This is a genomic window from Streptomyces sp. NBC_00775, from assembly GCF_036347135.1.
GTDB lineage: Bacteria > Actinomycetota > Actinomycetes > Streptomycetales > Streptomycetaceae > Streptomyces > Streptomyces lutosisoli.
Genome location: NZ_CP108938.1, coordinates 2,915,068 through 2,930,270, shown reverse-complemented (window position 1 = coordinate 2,930,270; position 15,203 = coordinate 2,915,068). Strand labels below are relative to the sequence as shown.

The window sequence follows — 15,203 nt, the reverse complement described above, 5'->3', positions numbered from 1 at the left end:
TTCATGGGGTTCCCCTTGGCGGGAGCGTGGGCGTGCGCTACTCGCGGTCCTCGGCCGTCGAGCGGCGGCGCATCGTGAAGAACACCCCGGCGCCCGCGAGGACGACGACGCCCGCGACGATGCCGATGATGACGCCCGTCGAGCCCGAACCGTCGGAGGACGCACCGGAGGACCCCGCCGGAACCGCTGACCACCAGCTCCAGTAACCGTCCTGGCCGTAGATGTTGCCCGCGGCCTTCGGCATCGTCTCGATCGACTTGATCTGGTCGGTGCGGTAGGCCTCGACCGCGTTCGGGTACGCCATGACGTTCATGTACCCGGTGTCGTACAGCCGCGACTCCATCTGTTTGACGATGTCCGTCCGCTTGGCGGTGTCGTACTCGGCGAGCTGCTGGTCGTACAGCTCGTCGTACTTCTTGTCGCAGACGAAGTTGTCGGTCGCGCCGGTGTCCTTGGGGGTCGCCGGCAGGGCCGCGCAGGTGTGGATGGACAGGACGAAGTCGGGGTCCGGGTTGACGGACCAGCCGTCGAACGCCAGGTCGTACGTGCCCGCCAGCCAGGGGTCGGTCACGTTGTCCAGACAGTTGAGGGTGACACCGATGCCGAGCTTGCCGAACCACTCCTTCAGGTACTGTCCGACCGCCTTGTCGTTCGGGTCGGTGGCGTGGCAGAGGATCCGGTAGTTGATCGGCTTGCCGTTCTTCTCGACGCGCTTGCCGTCACCGTTCTTCTTGTAGCCCGCCTGGTCGAGGAGTTGGGCCGCCTTCGCCGGGTCGTACGACAGCGTCTGGCTCGCCGACGGCTTCCAGAAGTACGTGGAGAACCGTGGCGGGATGTACCCCTCGCCCTCGACGGCGTGGCCCTGGAAGACCTTGTTGATCAGCGTCTCCCGGTCGATCGCCATGAACAGCGCCTGGCGCACCTTCTGGTTCAGCAGCGACTCGGCTCCGTCACCGAAGTGCTTGCCGTTCTTGGCCTGGGCGCCGGGGTTGGTGGCCAGGGCGTAGAAGCGGCGGCCGGGGGCGTCGTTGACCTTGATGTTCTTCTCGGTCTTGAGAGCGGCCGACTGAGCCGGCGTCAGACCGGAGACGAAGGACACCTCGCCCTTCTGCAGCGCCGCGACGGCCGCGTCACCGTCCTTGTAGTACTTGAAGAGCAGCTCGTCGAACTTGGGGGCGCCGCGCCAGAAGCTCTTGTTGGGCTTGAGGCGGACATAGCTGTCGGCCTTGTAGCCCGTCAGGATGAACGGCCCGTTGCCGACGACCGGGAAGCTCTTGTCGTTGTTGAACTTCGTGAAGTCCCCGACCTTCTCCCAGACATGCTTGGGCACGATCGGCACATCGAGCGCGGCCATCGTGGCCTGCGGCTTCTTCAGCTCGATGACGAGCTGCGTGGCGCTGGGAGCCGAGACCTTCTTGAAGTTGGCGACGAAGCTGCCGTTGGCCGTCGCCGCGCCCTCGTCGGTCATCATCTTGTTGAACGTCCACGCCGCGTCCTCGGCGGTGGCCTGCTGACCGTCCGACCACTTGGAGTTGGAGCGGATCGTGTAGGTCCAGGTCAGCTTGTCGGCGGAGGGCTCCCACTTGGTGGCGAGGCCCGGGATCGCGTGGTTGTCCGCCGGGTCGTAATTGGTCAGGTACTCGTACATGAGCCGGTGAATGCTCGTACTGACCAGCCGCGACGCCAGGAACGGACTCAGCGAGTCGACGCTCTGCGCGACAGCGACGGTGAGGACCTTCTTGCCCTCCTTGGCCTGGGCCTGCTGCGGCGCCGGGTTGAGCGGGGTCGCGAGACCGGCGGTGAGCGTGAGCGCGGCAGCGCCCGCGGCGGCGATGAGCCGGGGAAGACGGGGGCGCGGGCGCCCTCTGTGGTGGTGATCTTGTGTGTTCATGGGTCAGTGACCTCGCGTCATCGCTTGCACAGAGATGGCTGGTTGAACGACTTGATCGGGTGACGCCGGCGGGGTTGATGTGTGTGTCTATCAGCGGCGGTCTCCGCACGTCAACGGCGCATGCACCCCATGTGGCCTGCGGAAATAACGAGTTGACGGCCATTTTTCGCTCATTGGTCCATACCGGTGAAGCGCCCCAGGTGAAGGCCTGACGGCTCGAAACGCACCTGGACGCGCGAAGGCCCGCACCGTCTCGGGACGGTGCGGGCCTCGGCGGGAATCAGCCTCTCGGATTGGGCCGATCGGGTTACTGCTGAGGGGGTGCCGGCGGGGGAGGAGTCTGGCCCGGGTGGGGCTGATAGGGCTGCCCCGGCTGGAACGGCTGCCCGGGCTGCGCCTGCGGAGGCTGCGGCTGCTGGGGGTAGGGCTGTCCCGGCTGGGGGTAGGGCTGTCCCGGCTGGGCGTACGGCTGTCCGGGCTGAGGCTGCTGCGGCTGCTGCGGGACCTGGTCAGGAACGGGCTGCCCTGCAACCGGCTGACCCGGCATGTACTGCTGACCAGGCATCGGCGGGGCGGCCACCGGCGGCGGGTTGCCGTCGTTCGTCCACAGCCCGTGCGACTGCTGGTGCCGTGCGATGTCCTCGGCCACCATCGCGGAGAGGTTGAAGTACGCCTCCCGCACCTTGGGCCGCATCATGTCGAGGTCGACCTCGGCGCCCGCGGCCAGGTGCTCGTCGAACGGCACGACCACGACACCGCGGCAACGGGTCTCGAAGTGGCTGACGATGTCCTCCACCTTGATCATCTTGCCGGTCTCGCGCACTCCGGAGATGACGGTGATGGACCGCGAGACCAGATCCGCGTACCCGTGCGCCGACAGCCAGTCCAGCGTCGTACTGGCGCTGCTCGCACCGTCGACGGACGGCGTCGAGATGACGATCAGCTGGTCGGCGAGGTCGAGCACACCGCGCATGGCGCTGTACAGCAGACCCGTACCGGAGTCGGTCAGGACGATCGGGTACTGCTTGCCCAGTACGTCGATCGCGCGCCGGTAGTCCTCGTCGTTGAAGGTCGTGGACACGGCCGGGTCGACGTCGTTGGCGATGATCTCCAGACCCGAGGGGGCCTGGGAGGTGAATCGCCGGATGTCCATGTACGAGTTGAGGTACGGGATCGCCTGGACGAGGTCACGGATGGTGGCGCCGGTCTCGCGGCGCACACGGCGGCCGAGCGTACCGGCGTCCGGGTTGGCGTCGATCGCGAGGATCTTGTCCTGCCGCTCGGTGGCGAGCGTCGCGCCGAGCGCGGTGGTGGTGGTCGTCTTGCCCACGCCGCCCTTGAGGCTGATCACGGCGATCCGGTAGCACGACAGCACCGGCGTCCGGATCAGGTCCAGCTTCCGCTGCCGCTCGGCCTCCTCCTTCTTCCCGCCGAGCTTGAACCGGCCACCGCCCGCCGCGGGCCGACCGCTCTTCGCCTTCTGCTTCTTGTTGTTGAGCAGCCGGTCGGAGGACAGCTCCACGGCGGCGGTGTACCCGAGCGGGGCGGCACCGGGGTTGATGGGCTGGCGCTGGTCGTGCTGCACGGGCTGCGGCCAGGCGGACCCGGTGCGGGGGTCGACGGGAGCCGCGGGCTGCTGCTGCACGGGCTGGGGGCCCGGCTGCGGCTGCGCTTGCGGCTGTGGCTGAGCCTGCTGCGGGTACGGCGGGGGTACCTGCGCGGGGGCCGGGGGCTGCTGGGGGAACGCGTAACCCGGCTGCGGTGCCGGGGCGTTGGGCGCCTGCGGCGGGAATCCGTATCCCTGCTGCGGGGCGGGGGGCTGCGGCGCCGCGGGGTTCGCCGGCGGCGTCGCTTGCTGGGGGAAGCCGTAACCGGGCCCTGGAGCAGAGGGGTTGGGTGAAGGCTGCGCCTGGGCGGGGGCCGGAGCCGGGGCGCTCTGCTGCTGGGGGAAGCCGTAACCGGAGTCCTGCGCGGGTGGGGTGACCGGGGCAGGGGCAGGGGTCGGAGTCGGTGCAGGAGTGTTGGCCTGCGGGAATCCGTAGCTGCTCTGCGGGGTGGGGCTCGGAGCCGGGGTGCTGGGGTGCGGGAACCCATAGCTGCCCTGCGGTGCCGGTGCCGGTGCGTCGGTGCGCGGGGCGGGAGCGGGGGCCTGCGTCGGGGCCGGCGTGCTGGGCTGCGGGAATCCGTAGCCGCCCTGCGCGGTGGGGCTCGGCGTCGGCGTGCCGGGCTGCGGGAACCCATAGCCGTCCTGCGCGGTGGGGCCTGAAGCCGGAGCACCAGGCTGCGGGAAGCCGTAACTCCCCTGCGGTGCCGGTGCCGGAGCGTCGGTGCGCGGGGCGGGAACCGGAGCCCCGGCCGTCGGGGCCGAAGGTGCCGGGTGCGGCGCCTGGGGCGGAGCCGGAACCGGGTTCTCGAAGGCGGCCGGGGGCGATGCCACGGGCCCCTGAGCCGGATCCGTCGAGACAGGCGCGCTGGGGGAGGAGGGCCATGCCGGAGGCGCGGGGGGCTGGAAGGGCTGGCCGGGCTGCGGCGCGGGCGGCTGGAAAGGCTGGCCGGGCTGCGGAGCGGACAGTTGGAAGGGCTGGCCCGGTTGCGGCGCGGGCGGCTGGAAGGGCTGGCCCGGCGCCACCACCGGCGGCTGAGCCTGTGCCGGAATCTGCGCCTGGACGGGCTCGGCCGCCGCGGGCTCCGTGGAGACGGGCCACTGGGCCGCGGGAGCGGGCGCCGCGGGCTGATACGCGGGCGGCAACGGCGGCAGCCCACCCTGAGGCAGCGGCGGCGGAGCCCAGGCGGGGGGTGCGTCCTGGACGGCCTCGGGTTCGTCCGAGCCGGCCTCGGGCACCGCGTCCTGAGGCTCGTCGCCCTGGGGCTCGGCATCCTCCGGCTCCGTGTCGTGTACCTCGGCCTGCGGCGGCACCGCATCGCTGACGTCGTCCTGCGGCTCGGCATCGCCGACCTCGGCGGCCGCGTCGACGTCGTCCGCGCGGCGCAGCTCCACGACGTCGGCGACGTGCTCCTCCTCGGAGGCATCGCTCAACTCATCGGCGGAATCCGTGGCGGGGGAGGTCACTTCAGCCCCGGTCTCTTCCTGTTCCGCGGCTACGACGTCATCACCGTCGGAGGAGGCCTCCACCGACTGCGCCCCGGCCTCGACCACAGACTCGACCTCGACCTCGACCGCAGACTCGGCCTCGGACTCGACCATGGCTTCGTCCTCAGGCTCAGCCGACGCCTCCGTAACCTCCGTAACCTCCGTAACCTCCGAAACCCCCGAGGTCGCAGCCGCCCGCTCCGCGACCTCACGCTTCAGGGCGACAGCGGAGATCCGCATGGTCGCGCCACTCTCCAGGTCCCCGTTCCCGGACTCCGCCTCTCCGGAAGCGGCGACCGGCGCGACCGGCGCCGCCGGAGGGGTCCACTGAGCCTGAAACCCGCTCACGGGAAAGTTCGGCAGAGCCGTAGGACTGCCCGCATCGGCGACCGGCGCCACGACCGGCGCCACGACCGGCGCCACGACCGGCGCCACGACCGGCGCCACGGCCGGAGTCTCCGGCTCCGTCACGTCCGGCGTAGCCGCCACCGGTTCGAACCCGCTGCCCACCGGCAACTTGGGCACCGCGACGGGACTGCCGGCCGCAGATACGGGAGGCGCCACGGGGCTGACCGGAACCGAAGCCTCCGGAGCGGCTGGCGTCTCCGAAGCCGAGGGAGTCGAGGCAGCCGGGGTCTCCGAAGGAGCAGCCGCTTCCGAAGTCCCCGACGCCGCCCCGGATTCCGGGGACCCGACTTCCGAATCCGCCGAGTTCCCCGAATCCCCTGAACTCCCCGACGCGTTCTGCGTGTACCAGGCGGGCGGCGCGTAGTCGATGGTGAACTCGCCCGTCGTCTCGACGGCGGACTCCGCGTCGGACTGGTCATCGCCGGGTGTGGCCCAGCCCCCGCGGATCCCGTCCGGATCGCTGTTCACAATTCCTCCTGATGTGGTCGAGCACCCTCAAGCCGTGCCGGGGCGACCGTTCTTCTGTCGTCCGTAGACGCCCGTAGTCGTCCGAAGTCGTTCGAGGTCGTCCGAATTGACCCGGATCCCCCTGGAACGCGGCCGACCCGTCCACGGGTTCTGGCGTCGCGCCCGGTCCCAGCCTAATCACCATGACTGTCACTGCGGCAGGCCTGTCCACCCCACCGCGACTGCCCGCTACGTCACACCCTGCCCAGAAGTGGCGTACGCACGCCCGCTATTGACCACCAAAGCGGACAAACGAAGCTATCGAGACAGCGACGTTGCCCCCCGCATGTACACGATCAACGAGCGGGCATAGTAGGGGGCTCCCCCAAGACCGAACTGCCTTCACCGAGAGGACTTCCGCGCGTGAGCTTCGGCCCGCCTCCTTCTCCGTACACCCAATCCGCGTTGGCGGCGGACACCGACCGAAGACAGCGCCGCATGAGACTGTTCGGCGCCGTGGCCGCCGTACTCGTCGTGGTGCTGTGCGCGGGCGGGTGGCTTCTGATGTACGGGACCGGTGACAACACTCCGGCGAACAGCAAGCCGACGGCTGCTCCGCAAGCCCCCGACGAGATCAGGGACACGGTCGAGAAGCTCCCGAGCTCGCCCGAGGGCGAACTCCTCGTCGAGTACAGCGAGGACAAGCTGCCGGAGGACGAGACCCGGTACGCCCCCGGCACCTGGGCGACCGACAAGATCTTCGCCAAGGGCATCAGGAACCGCCTCACGGGCTTCAAGCTGGCCGACGGCGAGACGGCGTGGACCCTCAAGCTGGACGGCCACATCTGCGCGACCACCAAGCACGTCACCGCGGACGGCCGCACCGCCGTCGTCGTCCAGCCCGCCAAGCGCAAGGGCACCAAGGACGAGAGCATGTGTGACGAGGTGGTCTTCGTCGACCTCGACACCGGCAAGAAACTGTGGACGGCGACGATGCCGGACGCGAAGACCGCGTACGTGACGAACACGAACCTGACGATGGCGCGCGGCACGGTCGCGGTGGCGTGGGGCAACGGTTCCGTGGCCTACGGCATGAGCGACGGCAAGCAGCTGTGGAAGAGCACCACCGTATCCACCTGCGAGGACACGGGCTTCGCGGGCGGCCGCAGCCTTCTCGTCCTGCTCCGCTGCGGAGAGGAGTCCACGCACGCGTACCGGGTGCAGAAGCTCGATCCCGCCACCGGCAAGCCGCAATGGACGTACAAGCTCAAGGACGGGCTCACCGGCGTCTACATGCCCTCCTCGGACCCGCCGGTGCTCGCCGTCGGGGCCGGTGACTACGGCGTGACCGACCTGATCACCCTCGACGGCCAGGGCCGGTACGCCACCACGATCTCCATGCAGGGCGGACGCTTCGACCCGATGTGCGGCAGCTCGTTCGACGGCACGGAGTACTTCGGGGTGATGGAGAACTGCTACGCGATGGTCGTCGGGGACGGCAAGATCTTCGTCGCGAGCAAGGCGGACGGCGACATCGGCCAGCCGGAGAACTGGATCGCCGGGTTCGACGCGAAGACGGGCAAGACCCTGCGGAAGTACGACGGACGGTCCCTGCAGCCGCTCTGGCCCGTGAAGGTGAGCGGGGGCAAGCTCCTGGCCTACCGGCCGAGCTCCGACAACGTCGGACCGGCCGCCATCGTGAGCATCGATCCCGCCACGGGCAAGCAGAAGCCGTTCCTCTTCTTCAACCTGCCGGACGACGCCACCCGCATGGAAACCCCCGAATGGTCCGACATCCTCGTCGAACACGGCACGGCGTTCTTCTCGCCCCGCCAGCTCTCGGCGCCCTCCGGGCACCCGGACGACCCGGTACTGGCCGCGGTGGCCATCGGAAGTTTCCACTGACACGACACATGTCACGACACATGTAATGAGGGCCGACGCGGAGAACTCTCCGCGTCGGCCCTTCACCGTTCCCGCTCTGCTGCCGTCTTTGCTGCCGTCTCTGCCGCCGTCGTGCCTACTCCGCCACGAGCCCGCCATTGTGCGGCGCCGGCTCCAGATCGAACTCCCCGTCCCGGGCCCCCAGCACGAAGGCCCGCCACTCGGCCTCCGTGTACCGCAGGACCGTGTCCGGGTCGAGGGACGAACGCATGGCCACCGCGCCCTCGGGCAGATACGCGATCTCGACCCGCTCCTCGTGCTCCTCCGTGCCCGGCGCGCTGTGCCATTCGACGCCCGAGATGTCGAGGGCGTAGAGCTCGTCCTTCTCCCGCTCCTTGCGCGCCTTGACGTCCTTGTCCGTTTCCTCGGCCATGTTCCGGCGGCCCCTTCCCCACGTACGAATGACCTGTGCGGTCACACTAGTGGCCAGGTCGGTGGCCTTCGGCAGGTTCGGAGACCCGGGCGGACGCGTCCGTCCAGGCTGGTACGCTGTGTGACGGCCGTTTGTGTACGCACCCCTGGAGCTCACCGCTCTGGAGGCCGCGCCCAGCGGATCCCCGCCTCCCGAGTAACGGAAGCTCCCCTGAGATGTGGACCAGGGGCACTCGGTGGCTACTCAGAGACTACGAGGAGTACGCGTGTCGCTCGACGCCGCTACGAAGAAGCAGATCATCGGCGAGTTCGGTCAGAAGGAGGGCGACACCGGCTCCCCCGAGGTCCAGGTCGCCATGCTCTCGCGCCGCATCTCGGACCTGACCGAGCACCTCAAGACCCACAAGCACGACCACCACTCCCGTCGTGGTCTGCTGATCCTGGTCGGTCAGCGCCGCCGGCTGCTGCAGTACCTGGCCAAGAAGGACATCCAGCGCTTCCGTGCGCTGGTCGACCGCCTGGGCATCCGCCGCGGTGCGGCGGGCGCCAAGTAAGACGCCGTGAAGGGAGCGGTTCCCACTTCTTGGGAGCCGCTCCTTTTGCTGTACGTGCTGCTGTCGGTGCTCTGTACGTGCGGAGTGTCACTGACGCTTTGTACTGTGGTAGCACAACGCAATACGCAGGACACAGCACGTACGACACAGCGTGACGACGCCGTACCCGCCGGGTAGGGCACCGTCACGACAACGAACGAGGAGACGCGCACCTCGCCGCCGCCGGTCCTCGGTAGTGGCCCCCGGGGGATTGCGAACCCGGGTGCTTCGATCGAAGACCGGCCCGCACCAGAAGGAGCGCCTCTCCGCCACCGTCCCCCTGCCACACGGGCAGGACGGGACGAAGACGAGGAGAAAACGCTAGTGGAGAACGAGACCCACTACGCCGAGGCCGTTATCGACAACGGTTCCTTCGGCACCCGCACCATCCGCTTCGAGACGGGCCGCCTGGCCAAGCAGGCCGCCGGTTCCGCCGTGGCGTACCTGGACGACGACACCATGGTGCTGTCGGCCACCACCGCCTCCAAGAAGCCCAAGGACCAGCTCGACTTCTTCCCCCTCACGGTGGACGTCGAGGAGCGGATGTACGCCGCCGGCAAGATCCCCGGCAGCTTCTTCCGCCGCGAGGGCCGTCCCTCCGAGGACGCCATCCTCACCTGTCGCCTCATCGACCGCCCGCTGCGCCCGTCCTTCAAGAAGGGCCTGCGCAACGAGATCCAGGTCGTCGCGACGATCATGGCGCTCAACCCCGACCACCTGTACGACGTCGTGGCGATCAACGCCGCGTCCGCGTCCACGCAGCTGGCCGGTCTGCCCTTCTCCGGCCCGGTCGGCGGCGTCCGCGTCGCGCTGATCAACGGCCAGTGGGTCGCGTTCCCGACGCACACCGAGCTCGAGGACGCCGTCTTCGACATGGTCGTCGCGGGCCGCGCCCTGGAGGACGGCGACGTCGCGATCATGATGGTCGAGGCCGAGGCCACCGACAAGACCATCCAGCTGGTCGCGGGCGGCGCCGAGGCGCCGACCGAGGAGGTCGTCGCCGCCGGTCTGGACGCCGCGAAGCCCTTCATCAAGGTGCTCTGCAAGGCCCAGGCCGACCTCGCCGCCAAGGCCGCCAAGCCGACCGGCGAGTTCCCGGTCTTCCTCGACTACCAGGACGACGTCCTGGAGGCCCTGACCGCCGCGGTCAAGAGCGAGCTGTCCCAGGCGCTCACCATCGCCGGCAAGCAGGACCGCGAGGCCGAGCTGGACCGCGTCAAGGAGATCGCCGCCGAGAAGCTCCTCCCGGCCTTCGAGGGCCGCGAGAAGGAGATCTCCGCCGCCTACCGCGCGCTGACCAAGAAGCTGGTCCGCGAGCGCGTCATCAAGGACAAGGTCCGCATCGACGGCCGCGGCGTCACGGACATCCGTACGCTGGCCGCCGAGGTCGAGGCCATCCCGCGCGTGCACGGCTCGGCGCTGTTCGAGCGTGGCGAGACCCAGATCCTGGGCGTCACCACCCTCAACATGCTCCGCATGGAGCAGCAGCTGGACACCCTTTCCCCGGTGACCCGCAAGCGCTACATGCACAACTACAACTTCCCGCCGTACTCCGTCGGTGAGACCGGCCGCGTCGGCTCCCCGAAGCGCCGCGAGATCGGCCACGGCGCGCTCGCCGAGCGCGCGATCGTGCCGGTCCTGCCGACCCGCGAGGAGTTCCCCTACGCGATCCGTCAGGTGTCCGAGGCCCTCGGCTCCAACGGCTCGACGTCCATGGGCTCGGTCTGCGCCTCCACCATGTCGCTGCTGAACGCCGGTGTGCCGCTGAAGGCCCCCGTCGCCGGTATCGCCATGGGTCTGATCTCCCAGGAGATCGACGGCCAGACGCACTACGTCGCCCTCACCGACATCCTCGGTGCGGAGGACGCGTTCGGTGACATGGACTTCAAGGTCGCCGGAACCAAGGAGTTCGTGACCGCGCTCCAGCTCGACACCAAGCTGGACGGCATCCCGGCCTCCGTCCTGGCCGCGGCCCTCAAGCAGGCCCGCGACGCCCGCCTCCACATCCTCGACGTGATGATGGAAGCGATCGACACGCCGGACGAGATGTCCCCCAACGCCCCGCGGATCATCACCGTCAAGATCCCCGTGGACAAGATCGGTGAGGTCATCGGCCCCAAGGGCAAGATGATCAACCAGATCCAGGAGGACACCGGCGCCGACATCACGATCGAGGACGACGGCACCATCTACATCGGTGCCGCCCAGGGTTCGCAGGCCGAGGCCGCGCGCGCCACGATCAACTCGATCGCCAACCCGACCATGCCGGAGGTCGGCGAGCGCTACCTGGGCACCGTCGTGAAGACGACGACCTTCGGTGCGTTCGTGTCGCTGCTCCCGGGCAAGGACGGTCTGCTGCACATCTCGCAGATCCGCAAGCTCGCCGGCGGCAAGCGCGTGGAGAACGTCGAGGACGTACTCGGTGTGGGCTCCAAGGTCCAGGTCGAGATCGCCGAGATCGACTCCCGCGGCAAGCTCTCCCTGATCCCCGTGATCGAGGGCGAAGAGGGCGATGACAAGAAGGACGACACCGACAAGTGACGTCTCGTAGCTCCACGGCGACGGCCCGCACCTCTTCGGAGGCGCGGGCCGTCGCCCGTACCCAAACCCTCGTCAAGGGCCAGAACGGCATCGGTACGGTCCGTAAGACCACCCTCCCGGGCGGCCTGCGCATCGTCACCGAGACCCTGCCCTCGGTCCGCTCCGCCACCTTCGGCATCTGGGCGCACGTGGGCTCCCGCGACGAGACGCCGACGCTGAACGGCGCGACGCACTACCTGGAGCACCTGCTCTTCAAGGGCACGCAGCGCAGGTCCGCCCTGGACATCTCCTCCGCCATCGACGCGGTCGGCGGCGAGATGAACGCGTTCACGGCGAAGGAGTACACGTGCTACTACGCGCGCGTGCTCGACAACGACCTGCCGCTCGCCATCGACGTCGTCTGCGACATGCTGACCGGCTCACTCATCGTCGAGGAAGACGTCAACGTCGAGCGCGGAGCGATCCTCGAAGAGATCGCGATGACCGAGGACGACCCGGGCGACTGTGTGCACGACCTGTTCGCGCACACCATGCTCGGCGACACCCCCCTCGGCCGCCCGGTCCTCGGCACGGTCGACACGGTCAACGGCCTCACCGCCGACCGCATCCGCCGCTTCTACAAGAAGCACTACGACCCGACGCACCTGGTCGTGGCCTGCGCGGGCAACGTCGACCACAACAAGGTCGTACGACAGGTCCGCGCCGCCTTCGAGAAGGCGGGCGCCTTCAAGGAGGCCGTCGCCGAGCCGATCGCCCCGCGCGACGGCAGCCGCGCCATCCGCACCGCGGGCCGCGTCGAACTGCTCGGCCGCAAGACCGAGCAGGCCCACATCGTCCTCGGGATGCCGGGCCTGGCCCGCACCGACGAGCGCCGCTGGGCCCTGGGCGTCCTGAACACCGCCCTCGGCGGCGGTATGTCCTCCCGCCTCTTCCAGGAGGTCCGCGAGAAGCGCGGCCTGGCCTACAGCGTGTACTCGTACACCTCGGGCTTCGCCGACTGCGGCCTCTTCGGCGTGTACGCCGGCTGCCGTCCCAGCCAGGTCCACGACGTGCTCAAGCTCTGCCGTGACGAGCTCGACCAGGTCGCCGAGCATGGTCTGTCGGACGACGAGATCGGCCGCGCCATCGGCCAGCTCCAGGGCTCCACGGTCCTCGGCCTGGAGGACACCGGTGCGCTGATGAACCGTATCGGCAAGAGCGAGTTGTGCTGGGGCGAGCAGATGTCCGTCGACGACATGCTGACCCGGATAGCGTCGGTCACCCCGGACGAGGTCCGCGAGGTCGCACGCGACATCCTGGGACAGCGGCCCTCGCTGTCGGTGATCGGCCCGCTCAAGGACAAGCAGGCGGCGCGTCTGCACGACGCGGTCGCGTAATTCCTGTCTCGCAAGGTCTCTGCAAGGTCTCTGTAAGGAACGAAGCAATGAGCAAGCTGCGCGTGGCGGTCCTCGGTGCCAAGGGCCGCATCGGAGCCGAGGCGGTACGAGCCGTCGAGGCCGCCGAGGACATGGAGCTGGTGGCCGCGCTCGGCCGGGGCGACAAACTGGAGACGCTGGTCGACGCGGGCGCCCAGGTCGTCGTCGAACTGACCACGCCGGCCTCCGTCATGGGCAACCTCGACTTCTGCGTGCGCCACGGCATCCACGCGGTGGTCGGTACGACGGGCTGGACCGACGAGCGCCTGGCGCAGCTCAACACCTCGCTGGCCGCGTCCCCGGAGACGGGCGTGCTCATCGCGCCCAACTTCTCCATCGGGGCCGTGCTGACCATGAAGTTCGCCGAGGTCGCCGCGCCGTACTTCGAGTCCGTCGAGGTCGTCGAACTGCACCACCCGAACAAGGTGGACGCCCCCAGCGGCACCGCCACGCGCACCGCTCAGCTCATCGCGGCGGCCCGGGAGCGAGCGGGCAGCGCCCCGCAGCCCGACGCCACGGTGACGGGCCTGGACGGCGCCCGTGGCGCGAACGTCGACGGGGTGCCGGTGCACGCGGTCCGCCTGCGCGGTCTGCTGGCCCACCAGGAGGTCCTGCTCGGTGGCGAGGGCGAGACCCTCACCATCCGCCACGACTCCCTCCACCACAGCAGCTTCATGCCGGGCATCCTGCTCGGCGTACGCCGCGTGGTGACCACGCCGGGCCTCACCTTCGGCCTGGAACACTTCCTGGACCTCGGCTGAGCCGAGGCACGGACACAGATAGCTGGCAGACATGCGCGCGAAGATCACCTATGCCGTCACGGCAGCCGTCCTGGTCGTCTACTTCGTCCTGGTCGGCAGCCGAGGCGTGATGCTCATCCAAAACGGCACCCTGATCACTGTCACCTTCGGTGTCGCGGTGCTGATCCTGCCGGTCATCGGCATCTGGTTTCTCTGGAAGAACACCCAGTTCGTCCGGAAGGCCAACCGGCTCGCCTCCGAGCTGGATGCCGAAGGCGGCCTGCCCGTCGACGAGTTGAGGCGCACCACCGGTGGCCGCATCGACCGTGACTCCGCCGACGAGGTCTTCGCCAAGCGCAAGGCCGAGACCGAGGACGCCCCGGACGACTGGCGCAGCTGGTTCCGCCTCGCGATCGCCTATCACGACGCCCGCGACACCCCGCGCGCCCGCAAGGCGATGCAGCGGGCCATCGCCCTGCACGAGGGCAGGCCGGTGGAGGCCTGAGGGCCGAACACACCTCACCGGTGACACGAACCCGAAGGCCGTACGCGCCCGGCGGTGACACGAAAGGGGCCGGTCCGCGTGGTGCGGACCGGCCCCTTTCCTGCGCGCGGGAGGCGTACGGGGCCTCAGCTCCGCCGGTACTCGTCCGCCCACACCTCGATGCCGTCCGCGGCCCGGTCGAAGGCCTCCATACGGGCCAGGAAGTCGGCGTTGTGCGTGGTCAGCAGCGGCGGCACGGCGTCGGGCGCACGATCCTTGCGTACGAGGATCAGCGCCTGCCCCTGAACGGTGCGCGGCAGGCCCAGCCAGCGGACCGGCTGCTGCACCGTCCGCACCGCCACGACCTGCTCCCACGGCGTCGTACGGGTGAGGAAGAAGCCCGCCCGGCGCAGCCCACGCGCGCTCACCCACACGCCCACGCGCAGCAGCCGCAGAGCGCACAGTATGGCGGCCAGGGCCCCGGCCAGACAGGACGCCGCCGCGGTCAGGGTCCCGGTGAGCGCGATGACCACCGCGGCGACGAGCACATACGACGCGAGCAGCAGGACGAGCGCTGCCGCGCCCACCCGCCACGGTCCGGGCCGGTAGGGACGCCGCCAGCGGTCACGGTCGTCGAACGGCAGCGCGAGACCGTCCGCCGCCTCGTCAAAGGCGCGGTCCGCCGTCAGGAAGGGCAGGGGCACGACTGAACCTCACTCAATCCATGCATGGGCTGTGCCCGGTGAGGCTATCGAGACGTGTGTCTGCTCACCACCCTTGGGGGTCCGGAAGAGTCAGCGGCCGTCCGACGCCTCGGAATGCTGTGTCTTCGCAGGTGACTGATCCTGTGACAGGGCGGGCATGCCGAGGATCAAGGATCCGGCGAGCCCGGCGACCATGGTGAGCCCAATGAGCCACCGGCCGGCTATCTGTCCGGCGGACGCACGCTCGCGGGGCGGCGGTGAGACATTGCTGCGGAACTGGTCGGCTTCGGCGATGAAGGCGAACGGGACGGGCTCGCGCCGACGGAACATGGGGCTGCTTCTCCTCTGGAGACTCGTAGCGATGGATCCATGGATCCATGGATCTGGTGACCAGCGACTCGAACGAAATCGCCGTCACCCATACAGACGAGCGAATGCCCCAAGAGGTGCCCAGAATCACCGAATTCGCAGAAGTTCGCCGACGAATGTCGCGGCAAGGTACCGAACGCCCCGTTGTCAGTGCCGGGCCGTAGAGTGGGCGCCGCCCGAGCCTGTGATGGGAAGGACCCTGCG

The 15,203-nt window shown here is 69.2% G+C and carries 11 protein-coding genes; 6 read left to right on the top strand and 5 right to left on the bottom strand.

The window, feature by feature from the left end; translation table 11 throughout:
- Nucleotides 1-37: 37 nt before the first annotated feature.
- Together OIC96_RS12990 and OIC96_RS12985 are read right to left on the bottom strand one after the other, a co-directional pair.
- Nucleotides 38-1,891 (bottom strand): ABC transporter substrate-binding protein, encoded by a 1,854-nt coding sequence (locus tag OIC96_RS12990; protein WP_330307677.1) that lies wholly within the window; start codon nucleotides 1,889-1,891, stop codon nucleotides 38-40.
- Between the two features lie 307 nt (nucleotides 1,892-2,198).
- On the bottom strand, nucleotides 2,199-5,858 hold the full coding sequence (locus tag OIC96_RS12985; protein WP_330307678.1) for an SCO5717 family growth-regulating ATPase: 3,660 nt from the start codon (nucleotides 5,856-5,858) through the stop codon (nucleotides 2,199-2,201).
- A gap of 477 nt (nucleotides 5,859-6,335) precedes the next feature.
- Here OIC96_RS12985 and OIC96_RS12980 point away from each other — a divergent pair, with 477 nt between their 5' ends.
- Nucleotides 6,336-7,742, top strand: a complete 1,407-nt coding sequence (locus OIC96_RS12980) for an outer membrane protein assembly factor BamB family protein (RefSeq protein WP_330307679.1) — start codon at nucleotides 6,336-6,338, stop codon at nucleotides 7,740-7,742.
- Between the two features lie 115 nt (nucleotides 7,743-7,857).
- Here the strand turns inward: OIC96_RS12980 and OIC96_RS12975 are convergent, their stop codons facing one another.
- A complete protein-coding gene (locus OIC96_RS12975) occupies nucleotides 7,858-8,154 on the bottom strand; it encodes a DUF397 domain-containing protein (protein ID WP_330307680.1) in 297 nt (98 codons plus the stop codon).
- A 265-nt stretch (nucleotides 8,155-8,419) separates the two neighbouring features.
- On the opposite strand from OIC96_RS12975, the gene rpsO reads away from it, so the two are divergent.
- The 5 genes from rpsO to OIC96_RS12950 all read left to right on the top strand — a co-directional run bounded on the left by rpsO (nucleotide 8,420) and on the right by OIC96_RS12950 (nucleotide 13,947).
- Complete coding sequence (gene rpsO / locus OIC96_RS12970) at nucleotides 8,420-8,707, top strand: 30S ribosomal protein S15 (RefSeq protein WP_073494901.1); 288 nt, start codon at nucleotides 8,420-8,422, stop codon at nucleotides 8,705-8,707.
- A 363-nt stretch (nucleotides 8,708-9,070) separates the two neighbouring features.
- Nucleotides 9,071-11,287 (top strand): polyribonucleotide nucleotidyltransferase, encoded by a 2,217-nt coding sequence (locus OIC96_RS12965; RefSeq protein ID WP_330307681.1) that lies wholly within the window; start codon nucleotides 9,071-9,073, stop codon nucleotides 11,285-11,287.
- Nucleotides 11,284-12,663, top strand: a complete 1,380-nt coding sequence (locus OIC96_RS12960) for a M16 family metallopeptidase (protein WP_330307682.1) — start codon at nucleotides 11,284-11,286, stop codon at nucleotides 12,661-12,663. Before OIC96_RS12965 ends, OIC96_RS12960 begins: the two co-directional genes overlap by 4 nt.
- Before the next feature lie 47 nt (nucleotides 12,664-12,710).
- Entirely contained in the window at nucleotides 12,711-13,463 is a 753-nt protein-coding gene (gene dapB / locus OIC96_RS12955; RefSeq protein WP_330307683.1) for a 4-hydroxy-tetrahydrodipicolinate reductase, read from the top strand.
- Between the two features lie 31 nt (nucleotides 13,464-13,494).
- Nucleotides 13,495-13,947: a tetratricopeptide repeat protein gene (locus OIC96_RS12950; RefSeq protein ID WP_330307684.1), complete on the top strand. Its 453-nt coding sequence runs from the start codon at nucleotides 13,495-13,497 to the stop codon at nucleotides 13,945-13,947.
- Nucleotides 13,948-14,072: 125 nt separating this feature from the next.
- On the opposite strand, the gene OIC96_RS12945 is transcribed toward OIC96_RS12950, so the two are convergent.
- Both OIC96_RS12945 and OIC96_RS12940 read right to left on the bottom strand, forming a co-directional pair.
- A complete protein-coding gene (locus tag OIC96_RS12945) occupies nucleotides 14,073-14,630 on the bottom strand; it encodes a hypothetical protein (RefSeq protein WP_330307685.1) in 558 nt (185 codons plus the stop codon).
- Nucleotides 14,631-14,720: 90 nt separating this feature from the next.
- Complete coding sequence (locus tag OIC96_RS12940; protein WP_330307686.1) at nucleotides 14,721-14,960, bottom strand: hypothetical protein; 240 nt, start codon at nucleotides 14,958-14,960, stop codon at nucleotides 14,721-14,723.
- Between the last annotated feature and the right edge of the window lie 243 nt (nucleotides 14,961-15,203).